Genomic DNA, 15,080 nt, shown 5'->3' on the forward strand with positions numbered 1-15,080 from the left:
TTTTTAGCTATATATCTTGATTTCAAAATATTAGAGAGCAGAATATATTCGAATGAAGAGGAAGTCTGATGTCGAAAACATTGAATTGGGGCTCACCATGAAATGTTCCAAAATGTGATGAACCACCCGGCCTTCCTCGGAACTTGTAGAAAATGGATGCTTTCAAAATAATTGGAGCCCAGAAAAGAAGAGGAATCGTGCTGTTTGTCTTATAATTCGGAAAAAGAAGGAGGAAGAGATCTTTGTTAACGATCGATCCATTATCTTTGCCGGAAAAGGAAAATTATAAGTTTTTAACGGGAGGAATTATTCCTCGCCCGATTGCGTTTGTTACCTCTTTATCTAAGGAGGGGGTATTGAATGGCGGGCCGTTTAGTTACTTTAATATCGTGGCCGCTAATCCACCGCTTTTGTCCATTTCGGTGCAAAGAAACAATGGAATGAAAAAGGATACGGCGAGAAACATTTTAGAAACGGGTGAATTTGTTGTTCATATTGTGGATGAAAGCAATGTGGAAAAAGTCAATCTGACGGCTGCTACCCTTCCGCCGGATGAAAGTGAAATTGAGTTGGCCGGACTGACCCCTATTGAAAGCACAAAAATTTCTGTTCCGGGAGTCAAAGAGGCGAAAATTCGAATGGAATGTGTGTTGGAACAATCGCTCGAACTTGGCGGCAACGGAGAAAACGCTGCTTGTGATTTGATTATAGGAAAGATTGTTCAATACCATATTGACGAAAATCTTTATCATAAGGGAAGAATAGATGCCCGCCAATTGAAAGCTGTCAGCCGATTAGCCGGAAGCGATTATGCAAAACTTGGAGACTTTTTCTCTATCGAACGGCCGAAATGAGAAGAGGAAACCGAAGGAGATTTCTTTTTTTGGTGTTAAGGCTATCATCCATTGTTTCCAACGGCAGAATTTGTAAGAGTATCTTTTGAAGGAATGGCGCAATGATTCGGATGAAAAAATCGCTTTGGATAAAGCGGGAAAGTTCATCATCGAAGGAATGGCGGTCAAACACATGTGTGCTGTCGTTATTCTCCAGAAAATAGAAAGATGCAAAATGATAAATACCGGATAGCGATGTTATTCATTGAAAAAACACTGCCCCTCTTCACACTAAAGAGGGGCTAAATGGAACCAGAGGAATAAAATTACTTATAAGTGAATCAGTTCATCTTTCAGAGTAAAGTCCGTTTTATTCTTTTTTTAGAAGCATTTTTTCAATTTGTTCACTCTTTAAAGGTTTGCTAAATAAGTACCCTTGTCCAAGGTCACATCCGTATTGCGCAAGGATTTGAAGCTGATCTTCGGTTTCGATTCCTTCGGCCACTACACGTAAATTTAAATTATGGGCAAGGGAAATAATAGAATGTACAAGAGAAGCATTTTTTTGATTCGTTAATTCTTCGACAAATGATTTGTCTAGTTTTAAAACGTCGACTTGCAATTTCATTAAATACGACAAAGAAGAAAAACCGGTTCCAAAATCGTCAATGGCAATTTGGACTCCCATTTGCTTCAGCTTTTGAATCGTTTGAATTGTCGTATCGAAATCTTGAATCATGGTGCTTTCTGTCATTTCTAATATAAGATATTGAGGTTCGATCTCTGCTTTTTTTATTAAGTTTAATATGTCTTCGACTAACGTTCCTTTTTCAAAATGCTGAGGCGAAATGTTGACGGAAACGGGAACCTTATGAAAACCAAGCAATTGCCATTTCTTCATTTGCTTCCCAACTTGTTCAAGAACCCAATGTGTAATGGGAACAATTAAATCTAATTCCTCCGCACGAGAAATAAATTCACTCGGGGCGATTATTCCTTTTTGAGGATGGTTCCAGCGAATTAAGGCTTCTAAAGATTCAATCCGTTTCGTTAATAGATTAAATTTCGGCTGATAGACTAAATAAAATTCGTTATTAAGGATGGCTCTTTGAATATCACTTTCGAATGAATCGTTGAAATCCGTTAGCTTGCCGCAAAATTGATAATTGTTCTTCCCGAATTGTTTCGCTTTGTGAAGAGCTTGATTTGCATGTTTTAATAATGTGGAGATATCTCCGCCGCAATTTGGATAGATGCCAATTCCAATAGAAGAAGTCGTCTTAAATTCATGGTTTTTGATTTTCCATGGCTCTTGCAGTGCCGATAAAATTCGTTTTGCCAGATTGCCACATCTTCGATCGAAATTCCTGTAAGCAAGATCGCAAATTCGTCTCCGCTCAATCGCGCCAATGTATCTTCTTTACGAATGCATGCTTTCACCCGTTTCACAAACTGGATCAATAACTCGTCTCCTACGTCATGGCCTAACGTATTATTCACCCATCTAAACTGGTCTAAATCCAAAAACATGACAAAAAACGGTTCTTGACGGCTTTTAGCTTGATTCATCGTATGGTGGAGGCGTTCCATAAATAAGCGGCGATTGTAGGAACCGGTTAGATAATCATGGAAAGCCATGTTTTCTAATTCTGCTTCATATTGTTTTCGTTCTGTCACTTCTTTTGAAACGCAAAGAATATGCTGAAGCTCCTGGTTCTCGCCATACACGGGTGTCATCTTTGTTTCTAGCCAAATAAAAGAACCCTCTTTATGTTTAAAACGGAATTCCACCGAACTATGCTCTTTTGTTTTTAAAACGTTTTGAAAACACCTAACCACTCGTTCGATGTCTTCTTTGTGAACAAGTTTATAAGGGAATTCGCTTCCTTCATTTAGAACGATTCCTAAAACGGTACGATGTGAAGGAGAAGAATATAAAATATTCATATCAGCGTCAAGAAGAGAAACGAGGTCGGTCGTGTTTTCCGCAATTAATCGATACTTCGCTTCATATTCCTGTAATTTTCTTTCCTCTTTCACGATAAAATTTTGTAAAAACGCTATTATATAGGCCGTTTTCACTTGCTCATCATCGATAAGCGAGAGATTATTATCCACATCTGTTAAATTTTCATCCTTACGTCCAAGAATCGTGTCAACCAGTCCGGACGTTCCGTCTAACTCGATCTGGAATGACTTTTTCAATGACGTCTTATTTTCAGGCATCTCCACAGAAAGATTTTTTCCAAGCACTTCATTTTCTGAATAATCGTATGTCGATTTTTGATTTATTTTTTGGAGATTGACAATCGATTCGATTATATTAGAAAAAGGGTCTGGAATTTCTTTTGCACGAATTCGTTCATTTTGGCTGCTCTTTTGTTCAGTAATGTTTTGGGCAATCCCCAATACACCGGTTACAGTATTGTTCGCAATAATCGGAATATTGGTTAGTTTAAGCAATACACGCTCTTTTTTCTGATTATAAATGGAACATTGGTAGTGTCTGATTTCTCCTTGCAAGACAGCATGGAAATGTTCCATCGCAGACGCCAGACTATCAGGTGTTATTAAGGAAGCAAATGAACAGTTCATAAGATCTTTCCATCTATATCCGGTCACTTGTTCAACCGAGTGATTGGCCTTTAAAATACGACCCTTCAAATCCAATTGGAAGATAAGAACGGGATGGTTTTTTGCTGCAGATTGATGATACTGTTGGCTTTCTTTGAACTGACGCTCTTTTTCCGTTTGTTCCGATATCTCTTTAAAAATCCCCATAAAGCCTATGATTTCTCCGTTTTTATTTTTTATGGAGGAATACGAAGTGTTCACATGAAGCGGTCTACCATCTTTTCGTTTCCATGTTGTTCGATGAAAAAGGAATTTATTTTCTTTTTGCAATGGGATGGACCGATTGTGGCATTCTTCCTCAAAACGACCCGGCGTGAGCTTTAAATGATGGATAGGGAGCCCAACGACATCTTCTTCTTTCCAACCAAATAACGAGGCAAAGGAAGGGTTGGCGCGGATGATGGTCCAATTGGAATCCATTATCAATATCCCATCCGATGTTGTTGAAAAAAAAGATTCAAAAATGGAACGCAAAGGAATGAAGTCTTCCTCGATTTTTTTTCGTTTGTTTCCAACTCTTCCGATCACTATCATATGAGTACATTTTCCTTGAGAATTAAAAATAGGGGTGATCGCCAATTCACTTACATTCTGACCGATGATAGACTGAATTCCGTTATTATACTCTAAGCAGTGGGCTGAAATGAGCGCTTTGTTTAATGCATCATGGAGGTTTGACGCATACGGATCGGGAAGCACTTCTTCCGCAAATTTTCCGTATTTTTCTTTGTTGATACCGACTTTAAAAGCTGTTTCATTTGCTGTCAGCAATTGAAACTTTCCATCTATGACTTCAAAAAGGAGGGCAAGATCTGTCATTTGATGAAAAGCTTTCTCAATCATTTCTAATAAAGTAGAATTTGACATATTGAAACCCCTTTTAGTATAATCTCAAATTCATCTATCTTATTTTCTTTATGTTGATAATTTTTTAACTTTTTCACGAAAAAATACACATTTATTTTATCTAATAAGTGTGTGTATAAAAGGTTTGTAGAAACTTTCTTATTATACTTTTTTTACATATTAATACAAAATACTACAAATGACAACTGACAAAGGCTGATTGAGTCGAGTTTTTTCAAATTTTCGTTTTTTTTTTGCATGAAATTAGGGCATTATAAAAATTTTATTGAAAGCGTTATAGCAATCAAAAAATGATTTTCTTATGGATTTTTTGCGCAACTTACCTGTGGATATTTCTTTTTCGTTTTTTACTATGAAAAAGCGATTGGAAATCATAAAATCTGAGAGGTTTGGAAAGGATAGGTACTTTTTGTATTAATTGAATTTGAAGAAAGTATGCAAATCATTTTATATTGTAAGAAGTGATGCGTTCAGGAAGCGCTTGAACGAATTGGGATGAATATACTATACATCGAGGTAGACGTATGCAACCGAATTTATCCCGTACCGAACCAAAATCGGAGCGATTCTACAGACAAGTGGACAAATTCGTACAAAAAATTGAAAAAGCCATAAATGGACAATATAGCGCCATTCAATGTTATGCCAAGTTAGCCAACATGGCTCCGACAAAAAAGGAAAAAGCTAAAATTTTGGAAATTCGCAGCGATGAAGTCAGACATTATCAACGATTTACACAGTTATATATCCATCTGACCGGCAATCAGCCCAGTCTAAAAAAGCCGGAAGAATGTCCGAGTACCTATGTGGAAGGATTAAAATATGCTTTGGAAGATGAACAAAATACAGTCGACTTTTACCTGGATATAATGGAAAAAAGTATGGATCCGTATACAAAAGAAGTGTTTCGACGTGCAGCTGCAGATGAACAAAATCATGCGGTTTGGTTTTTATACTTTTTGGTCACGAATAAAGGATAGACGTTCTAATCCATTTCGGTGATATTTTTAATGGGCGAAACGTGCTAACCTTTCAGTGGATGAAAGTTATTTCCAACCGATCATGGATCAATATTCTCTGATCAATGACAATGGCCGAAAACCGTACCCAACTAAAAAGGTATGGCTGTCAATAAACAGGAGTTCTACTGTTATTGATACAAAAGCCATACCGTTTGAACATTTCTTTTTATTCCCAAATATACGGTGTCTCTTGGTACACATAATAGTTCAGCCAATTGGAGAAAAGCAGATGAGCGTGAGAACGCCAAGTATTGCGCGGCTGTTTATTAGGATTGTCATTAGGAAAATAATGTTCCGGAATATGAATATCAATCCCTCTTTGTATATCGCGTTTATACTCTTCCGCCAGCGTTTCAGTTTCATATTCCAAATGTCCGGTAATCATAATATGCTTCGCATCCTTCGAAATGATTAGAAGAGGTCCGGCTTCTTCTGATGACGCCAGCAGAAGCAAGTCAGGATGTTCTAAGATTTGCTGTTTCTCAACGTCCGTGTAGCGAGAATGAGGAGCTGAAAACACGTCGTCAAACCCGCGGACAAGCTTAACAGTCGGATAATGTATGGTATGTTCATAAATACCCAAACATTTTTCGGGTAATTCAAACTTTTCAATACCATAATGGTAATACAGAGCCGCCTGTGCTCCCCAGCAGATGTGCAGTGAAGATGTAACATTGGTTTTGGACCATTCCATAATTTCCGTTAATTCTTCCCAATAATTCACCTCTTCGAATTCCATCGTTTCTACTGGGGCCCCTGTAATAATCATCCCATCATAACGACGATTTTTAATTTTCGAAAAAGTTGTGTAAAACTGGTCCAAATGATGCTTACTTACATTTTTGGATTTATGTGTGGCCGTATGTAAGAAGGTAATATTTACTTGAATCGGCGTATTTCCCAGAAGTCTCAGAAGCTGTGTCTCTGCCTTCTCTTTTTCCGGCATCAAGTTCAGAATCACAATATTAAGTGGCCGTATATCTTGAGTACGAGCCCTTTCGTCATCCATTACAAAAATATTCTCTTTCTCTAAAATCTCTCTTGCTGGCAATTCTTTTGGAATATTGATAGGCAATCGGCACACCCTCCTGTTTCGAGTACTTTCACTAAATTATAATACAAGAAAGCCAAACGGGAAAGAAAAGGATTTTTTCGATTCATAGGAACAAGGTCCACGATCTTTTCCTCCCGATAGCCGAACAAAAGAGTATGCCGAAACCTGAAATGAAACGTGATCTCTCCGTAAAAAGCCATCTGAGAAGAGAAATCACGTTTCACATTATTTCATTTCAGTTTTAGCTTCTTTAACGCATCCGCGAGTGCCGTATTGACAGGTTCTTCTTTTGCTTGATTTTTCAAATAACGCGCCACGTCTTTTTTCGAAGCTTGATTTTGTTTTTCTTTTTTTCTTCTTTCGTTAAAGACCGCCCATTTTTCTTTAAATCCGCAATTCATACAGACAAAGAGCTGCCCTTCGCCTTCTCCTCGGAGCTCTAGTCGCTTATGGCATTGCGGACAGCGCGCATTTGTTAATTTGGAAATTTGTTTTCGATATCCGCATGTTCTGTCTTGGCAAACGAGCATTTTCCCCTTTTTCCCGTTCACTTCCAAAAGCAGCTTTCCGCACTCTGGACATTTTTTTCCTGTCAGGTTATCATGTTTAAATTTCTTATCACTCTGTTTAATTTCTAACGTCACACCTTTGGCATAGGTGCGGATTTCACGTAAAAAGGCTTGCTTCGACAGCTTTCCTTTAGAAATCGCCTCTAGTTTCTGCTACCATTCGGCAGTTAAGGCTGGCGATTTTAATTTGTCAGGGACAAGATCCAAAAGCTGTTTTCCTTTTGAAGTGATATGAATATCTTTTCCTTTCTTTTCAATTAAAAAAGTATGAAACAGCTTTTCGATAATATCCGCTCGTGTCGCAACCGTCCCTAATCCACCTGTCTTCCCAAGAGTTTGAATCAAATCTTTGCTTTTGTTTTCCATATATTTAGCCGGATTTTCCATCGCTGATAAAAGCGTGCCTTCATTAAACGGAGCAGGCGGTTTGGTTTCTCCTTCCGTTGGCTGAAGATCGATGACAGGAATCCACTCTCCCTCACGGAGTTCCGGAAGCAGCTGATCTTCGTCTTCTTCGTCATCTATTTCTTTTCCATATATTTCTTTCCAGCCTATCGAAAGCACTCTTTTCCCTTTGGCTGTAAAGATCTCATCGCCAATACGTGCTTGAATCGATGTTTGTTCATATTCAAACGGCGGGTACAGGACCGCCAAGAATCGTTTGACAATCAAATCATAAATTTTCCGCTCTTTGTCGCTTAGCTGATCCAAATTGGGCGTTTGTTCTGTCGGAATTAAAGCATGGTGGTCAGATACCTTTTGGTCATTTACAAAAGAAGCGTTGCCTTTGATCGGACGAACTAATAACCGTGCTGTAAAAGTGGAGTAAGGTCTGACGCTGACCGCATCCACACGCTCTTTCAACGTTCCCACAATATCGCTTGATAAATACCGTGAATCCGTCCGTGGATAAGTGACCAGTTTATAGTGTTCGTAAAGCTGCTGCAAAACGGAAAGAGTTTCTTTTGCTGAAAATCCGAATCTATTATGGGCGTCGCGCTGCAATTCCGTTAAATCATACAATGCAGGCGGATAACTTTTTTTATGTGTTTTTTTCACAGAAATGATTTCTGCCTTTTTCCGGGCTAATTTCGCCAAAATGGCATCGCGTTTTTCTTTGGAAAACGTCTTTTGATCTTTTGATCGAGAGTCTTGCCATGTCAACACAAAATGGTCCGTAACCGCTTTGATGCCAAAAAATTGCTCTGGAACGAATGACTTGATTTCTTCTTCTCGGCGGGCAATCATGGCAAGCGTCGGTGTTTGAACACGTCCGCAAGAAAGCTGGGCATTAAATTTTGTCGACAGTGCTCTAGTAGCATTGATTCCGACAAGCCAATCCGCTTCTGCCCGAGCTACAGCGGAAGCATATAAGTTTTCATAATCTTTTCCGTTCCGCAAATGCCGGAACCCCTCTTTGATCGCTTTATCGGTGACAGAAGAAATCCATAAACGTTTTATCGGCTTTTTTACTCGAGCTTTTTCAATAATCCATCGGGCGACTAGCTCTCCTTCCCGACCGGCGTCCGTTGCGATGACAATCTCTTTTATATCTTTTCGATTCATCTGCGTTTTCACTGTTTGAAACTGTTTGCCCGTTTTTTTGATCACGACCAATTTCAATGTTTCAGGCATAATCGGCAAATCTTCTAATCTCCATGTTTTATATTGGTCATGGTAAACTTCCGGATCAGCCAGCGTCACTAAATGACCTAAAGCCCAAGTGACGACGTAATAGCTGCCTTCCAAAAAACCGTTTCCTTTTTTCTTACAGTTAAGAACCCTCGCAATGTCCCTCGCTACCGAAGGCTTTTCTGCTAATACCAAGGTTTTCATGAATTGCATCCTTTCTTGCGGTCAAAGTGATATAGTATATGTATCATACCACCAAACAAGCATGGCGACAATGAAGCAAGACTTTACGAAAGTCCGCCTATAAAACGCTTTATGGCAATCGTATATCTTGAGAATTTTTATCCGCCTCTCACCAATTTCTGAAAAACGAGATTGCTCCTTTCGGCAACAACGCCTTGCCATCATTACATAGTGCAGTCTTCCAGTTCAGCACCTTCTTTTTTAGCATCAAACTTTAGATGGACCGACTTGGGCGGCTTCTGAATCCCGCACATTGGAAAAGTGTTTAAAGAAAAATGAAGCCCCGTGCCTTGATGGCACGGGGACTACATGTTTTATTTCGTTTGCGATTTGACCGGTTTTTTTAAGAATCCCACAATCAAAGCCGTCACAATCGAACCGATGAGAATCGCAAGAATATACAAGAAGACGTTTCCTTGAACAACCGGGAAGACGAAAATTCCGCCATGCGGAGCCGGAAGCCCAATATGAAAAGCCATAGTCAGCGCCCCGGCTACTGCGGAACCGATCGCCGTTGCCGGAATGACCCGCAGCGGATCCGATGCCGCAAACGGAATGGCACCTTCTGTAATAAAGGAAATTCCCATGAAATAGCAAGTAAAACCAGCTTTTCTTTCTTGATCCGTGAATTTGTTTCGGAAGAAAGTCGTTGCAAGGGCAAGCCCGAGCGGAGGCACCATACCGCCGGCCATAATGGCTGCATGCGGATAGAAGTTTCCCGCTTCAATCATTGCTAGTCCAAATGTATAAGCCGCTTTGTTGATCGGACCTCCCATGTCAATGGCCATCATAGCGCCAAGGATCAGTCCCAGAATAATTAAGTTGCCTGTTCCCAATCCGTTCAGCCAATGTTGCAATCCGGTGTTGACGTCGCTTAACGGTTCCACTAAAAAGTACATAATCAGCCCCGTCAAGAAGACCCCCAAGAGCGGATAAATCAAAACAGGTTTCAATCCATCAAACACCTGCGGTAAATTTCTAAATACATATTTAATGCCTACAACGATGTAGCCAGCCAAAAATCCGGCAATCAAGCCGCCTAAAAATCCGGCATGCCCGTTATAAGCCATCAATCCCCCAACCATTCCAGGCGCAAATCCAGGACGATCGGCAATGCTCATCGCAATAAAACCAGCCAACACAGGCACGATTAACATAAACGCGTTTTGTTTGCCGATTGTATTGATGATTTCGGCAAATTTATTGTATTCCGGACTTTTCGGATCAGCGGAATGAATGCCAAACATAAAGGAGATCGCAATCAAAATACCGCCGCCGACTACGAATGGAAGCATGTTGGAAACGCCATTCATCAAATGCTTGTAAAAACCTGTCCATCCCTTTGAGCTATTTTTTCCGGAATCCGGACCGTCATTTTTTCTGTTTTTTGCGTGATAAATAGGCGCATCTTTTTTGATGGCTTTTTCAATCAACTCTTCAGGACGACGAATTCCATCCGCAACCGGAACTTCAATCACCGGCTTTCCGTCAAAACGGTCCATGTCCACTTTTGTATCCGCCGCAACAATGATCGCAGGCGCTTCTGCAATTTCTTCCGGAGTCAATACATTTTTTGCTCCGCCAGATCCGTTTGTTTCTACTTTTATATCAATGCCCATTTCTTTTGCTTTCAATTTTAAAGCATCTGCCGCCATATACGTATGGGCAATACCCGTCGGACAAGCGGTAACGGCCAATATTTTCCCTTTCGAAGAGGAAGAAGAAGCTGTTTTTTGTTGCTCTTCTTCATCTTCACGGTCGAACGATTCAATAAGAGAGAGAACCTCGTCTGCTGATTTGGCTTGCATCAGCCCTTCCCTCACCTCAGGATGCATCAACATGCCGGACAGCCGGCTCAATGCTTCCAAATGGGTTTGATTGGCACCTTCCGTCGCAGCAATCATGAAAAATAAATAGGCTGGCTGGCCGTCAAGCGACTCATAGTCCACACCGTTTTCTGATTTCCCGAACACAATCGCGGGTGTTTTTACCGCGGCCGTTTTGGCGTGGGGAATGGCAATTCCTTCACCGATCCCCGTTGTGCTTTCTTCTTCTCTTTTTAAAATGCCTTGTTTAAAAGCCTTCTTATCGTTTAATTTTCCAGCTTTATCGAGAACGTCAATTAATTCATCGATCACGGCTTCTTTGGAATGGGCTTTTAAATTTAGTTGAATTGTATCTTTTGTCAACAATTCTGTTATTTTCATCACCTATTCCCCCTACATGATCCTTTTGACCTTGACTTGGTCAAAAAGTTGTTCAACTTGATCTTTCGTGCAAAGCCCGATGGAAAAAGCAGTCGCGCTTCCTGCAGCATTGGCAAGCTGAAAAGATTTTTCAAGACTGTAGCCGCGCTCTATGCCAGCTAAAAATCCGGCGACCGTAGAATCTCCGGCCCCAACCGAACTTTTCAGCTCTCCTTTAGGTACAGTCGCCTGCCAAACGCCTTGTTCATTTAAGAGGACGGACCCTTGTTCAGCCATGGAAACGATCACATTCTGCACGCCTCTCTCAAGCAGCCTCTTTCCATAATGTACAGCTTCTTCCACCGTCTTGATGGTGGTTTGAAATATTTGTCCAAGTTCATGATGGTTCGGTTTAATAAGAAATGGACGATAATCGAGCACCGGTTCCAACAAGTTTTTCTCAGCGTCGACAACAAGCCGAACGTCTTTTCCTTGAATCGTTTCTGCAATCGTTTGATAAAAGGTTTTCGGAATGGAAGCCGGAATGCTTCCTGCCAAAACTAGTACATCGCCGCTTGTTAAACCAGCTACTGTCTGTAAAAGTTTTTCTAAATCAGCTCTTTGAATATCCGGACCGTTCGCGTTGATCTCCGTTTCTTGATCAGCCATAATTTTTACATTAATGCGGCTCAATCCGTCTACAGGAACCAAGCGGGAAGAAATGCCTTCTTTCCGAAGATATTCCTCAATATAGCGTCCTGTAAATCCGCCGCCAAAACCTAAAACCGTACTGTCTATATCTAATCGCTTCAACACTCTCGATACGTTGATTCCTTTGCCTCCCGGGAGAACGGTTTCGTGAGTGGATCGGTTCAAACTCCCCGGTTCGAGGCGATCCATTGCCAGGATATAATCTATGGAAGGATTTAATGTAATGGTATAAATCATGTTGTCACAACCTTTATCATCGTTTGATTCGCAAAACTTACTTTTTGATCGTCCTCAAGAGAATTTGTGATGATGATGACTTCATCTATCTCCGCAATTTTTGAAAAAGAAATTTCGCCAAATTTTTCTTCATCCGCCAGTACATACGCCTCCCTTGACAAGTCGATTGCCTGTTTCTTCACTTGGGCTTCTTCAGGATCAGGTGTGGTGAGACCGTATTGGGGATGGACACCGTTCGTACCAATAAACGCCTTGTCAAAACGATATTGTCGAATCGATTCAATGGCCCCTCTGCCAACCATAGCATTTGTCTTCGGCTTGACAAATCCTCCAATTAAATAGGTTCGGATGCCTTTCTTCAAAAGAAGTTCGACAAGATTTAAACCATTGGTCACAACAACAATATCTTTCCCTTCTAACCATTCAATCATTTGCATCGTCGTTGTGCCGGCATCCAAGTAAATACAATCGCCATCTTCCACAATGCTTGCCGCATATTGAGCGATTTGCTTTTTTTCTTGAATGTTTTTGGATGATTTTTCAGGAACGCTTAACTCCGTCAACTTTCCTTGAAGTCGAACCGCGCCCCCATGAATGCGCTTTAAAAACTTTTTCTCTTCCAGCCACGTCAAATCTCTTCTAATCGTAGACTCGGAAGCATCCGTTAAAGCTGTAAGTTCGCTTATTTTTACTATTTCTTTTTCTTTAAGCGCTTGCAAAATCAGTCGGTGTCTCTCTTCCGTCAGCACAAAACCACCTCTGAATCCTTTCTTTCTTTTTCTCTACACTTATATTGTAATGGAACCGATTACAAACATCAATAAATTTCTATCAAATTCTTTCATTTTTAATCAAAATTATTCACAAAATCGACGATTTCTTTCAGGAAGAAAGAACGACATTTTTCTTGATAAAAAAAGCCTCTCCTCCTTTTCACACTGCTAAAGAACGAAAGGCTTTTGTGGATTATAGCCTCTATTCCAAGACCTAGTACTCTTCCTAAAACGAACCTTCTATTCCTTAAGACCTACGACCCGAATCCTTTTATAATCAGCCATCCATTGACCGTTTTTGAACATTTTTTCTTTCAAAAGCGCTTCTATATCTAAAATAATCTCTTCTTTTGTTTCATCGTCCAGATCTTGAAACATCGGATTTCCAAACATTTTAAGCCAATTCCGCAAACCTTCCTTGCCCAATAATGGAGTAGGTCTGTCAAAATGAAACGCTGCGGATACCCGAAAACCATATTGCTCCATCAAAAAAGTGTATTCGCCAATACTTGGATAATACCACGGAATGCGTGCATCAGGATTTTTTATTCCCACTTTTCTGAATATTTCAATCGCAGCATTGACAATCATTTGGACATTCCCTTTTCCACCGAACTCTGCCACAAATCGGCCTCCTTTTTTCAGCGCTTTGTAAATGCCTTCAAGCGCTTGTTCCGGCGGTTTAATCCAATGAAGAACTGCGTTGGAGAATACAGCATCAAACTCATCCTCAAAAGGAAGATCAAGCGCATTCGCTTGCTGAAATTCAAGATGAGGATACTTTTTTCGTGCTTGTTCGATCATGTTTCCGGATGAATCTATTCCAATCACATCCACCCCTAACATATACAGCTGATTGGCCAAATCTCCAGTTCCACACCCCAAATCTAAAATGCGCTCTCCGTTTTGCGGAGCCAACAAGTCTATCAACTCTGTCCCATATTGCGAGACAAAAGAATGTTGGTTATCATATAGCTTGACATTCCAATGATCTGTCATGTTCCCATCCCCCTCACTCATTTTTCTGTATTTGCTTGAAAAGAAACCCGCCTATATCGGCAGGTTTCGGTTATGATGGAGAAAATCTGATAAAATCAGCCAAACTGTTGTTCAGTCTATCCTGAATATCCAAATCTATGACGACTTCTCCATTTTCCTTCATCTGCACATGCGAGTCGTGAATGTAAACGCCGCGAGCAATTTGAGTGGCCCCGATGACTGAAAGAAGCGGATTTAGAACATATTCAATCGTCAGCAAATGCGACATCGTTCCTCCCACCATGATCGGAAACACTGATTTTCCCTTTAAAATATCCATTGGCAGCAAATCGATAAACGCCTTCAATGCGCCCGGTATGGATGCTTTGTAAACCGGGGATATCACGACGAATCCATCCGCTTCTTCGATTTTTTGCTTATATTGTTGGATAGCCGTACTATGAAAATCAGCATAATAAACATCCTCAGCCGGCAAGTCCCGAATGGATATCACTTCCGCTTGATGTCCGATCGATTCTAAACGGTTTTTTAAAAAATCGGCGATCGAATCAGATCGGCTGGGCCGCAGCGGGCTGCCAACCAAAATCACGCATTTCATTTTTTTCCCACCTTTACTGGACAACGATGAAATCGCCATATTCAATCCTGTTATTTTTTCTAATTTTCCCGCATTCTTACTATATCATACTTTGAAGCAGGACAGGCCGGCCGACGTTTTGCCGGCAAGAAGAAAAAATCTTCGTGTTTTAAGAGCTTGTCTATTATTTTTTCTTTATTTCTTCATATTTTTGAAACCAATCAGGAAATGCTTTTTTAAATTGAACAGGCTTGAATTCGCCTTTTTCATCTTTGCGAACCACGATGTGCGTCGTACTTCCTTCCGCACATACTTCCCCATCTCCGTTTACAATTTGAAAACCGTATTCTGTCTTTAAGCCTTGATTTTTTTCAACCCACGTCTTAACAAACACTTTATCTCCGAGCTTTAATGATTTTCTATAAGTAATATTCAGATTGTATACCGGAGCATAATATCCCGCTTTTTCCATGTCCAAATAGTCAAAGCCGACATCCTTTATGAGCTTTTCCCTTCCCAATTCAAGCCATTTAATATAATTCGCATGATAGATGACGCCCATCATATCCGTGTCAGCATAGGATAGTTCAATTTCTTTTACCGCTATATACATTTCATGATTTCCTTTCTACGTCAAAATCGTCCATTTTTTTCTATCATATCACATGGCTTGAATCAGCGTCTCTTTTTCCATCCTTTATCCACTTCATTTTTGAATAAAACAACTATTTTTAGATGCAAAA

Annotated in this window: 11 protein-coding genes and 1 pseudogene; 2 read left to right on the plus strand and 10 right to left on the minus strand. The window is 40.3% G+C overall.

What is annotated here, in order from left to right:
• Window positions 1-242 precede the first annotated feature (242 nt).
• Window positions 243-854, plus strand: coding sequence for a flavin reductase family protein (locus tag N1I87_RS03095; RefSeq protein WP_341100622.1), 612 nt, complete (start codon window positions 243-245; stop codon window positions 852-854).
• A gap of 349 nt (window positions 855-1,203) precedes the next feature.
• Here N1I87_RS03095 and N1I87_RS03100 read toward each other — a convergent pair whose 3' ends face one another.
• Window positions 1,204-2,163 (minus strand): putative bifunctional diguanylate cyclase/phosphodiesterase, encoded by a 960-nt coding sequence (locus N1I87_RS03100; protein WP_341103272.1) that lies wholly within the window; start codon window positions 2,161-2,163, stop codon window positions 1,204-1,206.
• The gene (locus tag N1I87_RS03105) at window positions 2,049-4,334 is read right to left on the minus strand and encodes a PAS domain-containing protein (RefSeq protein ID WP_341100623.1); all 2,286 of its coding nucleotides are present in this window, start codon (window positions 4,332-4,334) and stop codon (window positions 2,049-2,051) included. The genes N1I87_RS03100 and N1I87_RS03105 overlap by 115 nt, the downstream gene beginning before the upstream one ends.
• A 524-nt stretch (window positions 4,335-4,858) precedes the next feature.
• On the opposite strand from N1I87_RS03105, the gene N1I87_RS03110 reads away from it, so the two are divergent.
• Complete coding sequence (locus N1I87_RS03110; protein WP_341100624.1) at window positions 4,859-5,314, plus strand: ferritin-like domain-containing protein; 456 nt, start codon at window positions 4,859-4,861, stop codon at window positions 5,312-5,314.
• Window positions 5,315-5,522: 208 nt separating this feature from the next.
• Here N1I87_RS03110 and metA read toward each other — a convergent pair whose 3' ends face one another.
• The 8 genes and pseudogenes from metA to N1I87_RS03150 all read right to left on the minus strand — a co-directional run bounded on the left by metA (window position 5,523) and on the right by N1I87_RS03150 (window position 14,950).
• Window positions 5,523-6,431 carry a homoserine O-acetyltransferase MetA gene (gene metA, locus N1I87_RS03115; protein WP_003353864.1) on the minus strand — a complete coding sequence of 303 codons (909 nt, stop codon included), beginning with the start codon at window positions 6,429-6,431 and terminating at the stop codon, window positions 5,523-5,525.
• A 209-nt stretch (window positions 6,432-6,640) separates the two neighbouring features.
• Window positions 6,641-8,815: pseudogene (locus tag N1I87_RS03120) on the minus strand (DNA topoisomerase III).
• A gap of 353 nt (window positions 8,816-9,168) precedes the next feature.
• On the minus strand, window positions 9,169-11,061 hold the full coding sequence (locus N1I87_RS03125; RefSeq protein ID WP_341100625.1) for a PTS fructose transporter subunit IIABC: 1,893 nt from the start codon (window positions 11,059-11,061) through the stop codon (window positions 9,169-9,171).
• Between the two features lie 12 nt (window positions 11,062-11,073).
• Window positions 11,074-11,988: a 1-phosphofructokinase gene (gene pfkB, locus N1I87_RS03130; protein ID WP_341100626.1), complete on the minus strand. Its 915-nt coding sequence runs from the start codon at window positions 11,986-11,988 to the stop codon at window positions 11,074-11,076.
• Entirely contained in the window at window positions 11,985-12,737 is a 753-nt protein-coding gene (locus N1I87_RS03135) for a DeoR/GlpR family DNA-binding transcription regulator (protein WP_341100627.1), read from the minus strand. Before N1I87_RS03135 ends, pfkB begins: the two co-directional genes overlap by 4 nt.
• Window positions 12,738-13,001: 264 nt before the next feature.
• Window positions 13,002-13,760 (minus strand): class I SAM-dependent methyltransferase, encoded by a 759-nt coding sequence (locus tag N1I87_RS03140; RefSeq protein WP_341100628.1) that lies wholly within the window; start codon window positions 13,758-13,760, stop codon window positions 13,002-13,004.
• A gap of 70 nt (window positions 13,761-13,830) precedes the next feature.
• Entirely contained in the window at window positions 13,831-14,358 is a 528-nt protein-coding gene (gene ssuE / locus N1I87_RS03145) for an NADPH-dependent FMN reductase (protein ID WP_048622688.1), read from the minus strand.
• A gap of 163 nt (window positions 14,359-14,521) precedes the next feature.
• On the minus strand, window positions 14,522-14,950 hold the full coding sequence (locus N1I87_RS03150) for an acyl-CoA thioesterase (RefSeq protein ID WP_003353872.1): 429 nt from the start codon (window positions 14,948-14,950) through the stop codon (window positions 14,522-14,524).
• Window positions 14,951-15,080: the final 130 nt, after the last annotated feature.

Origin of the sequence: Bacillus sp. FSL W8-0102, from assembly GCF_038007225.1 — a bacterium.
Lineage (GTDB): Bacteria > Bacillota > Bacilli > Bacillales > DSM-4216 > Bacillus_O > Bacillus_O smithii.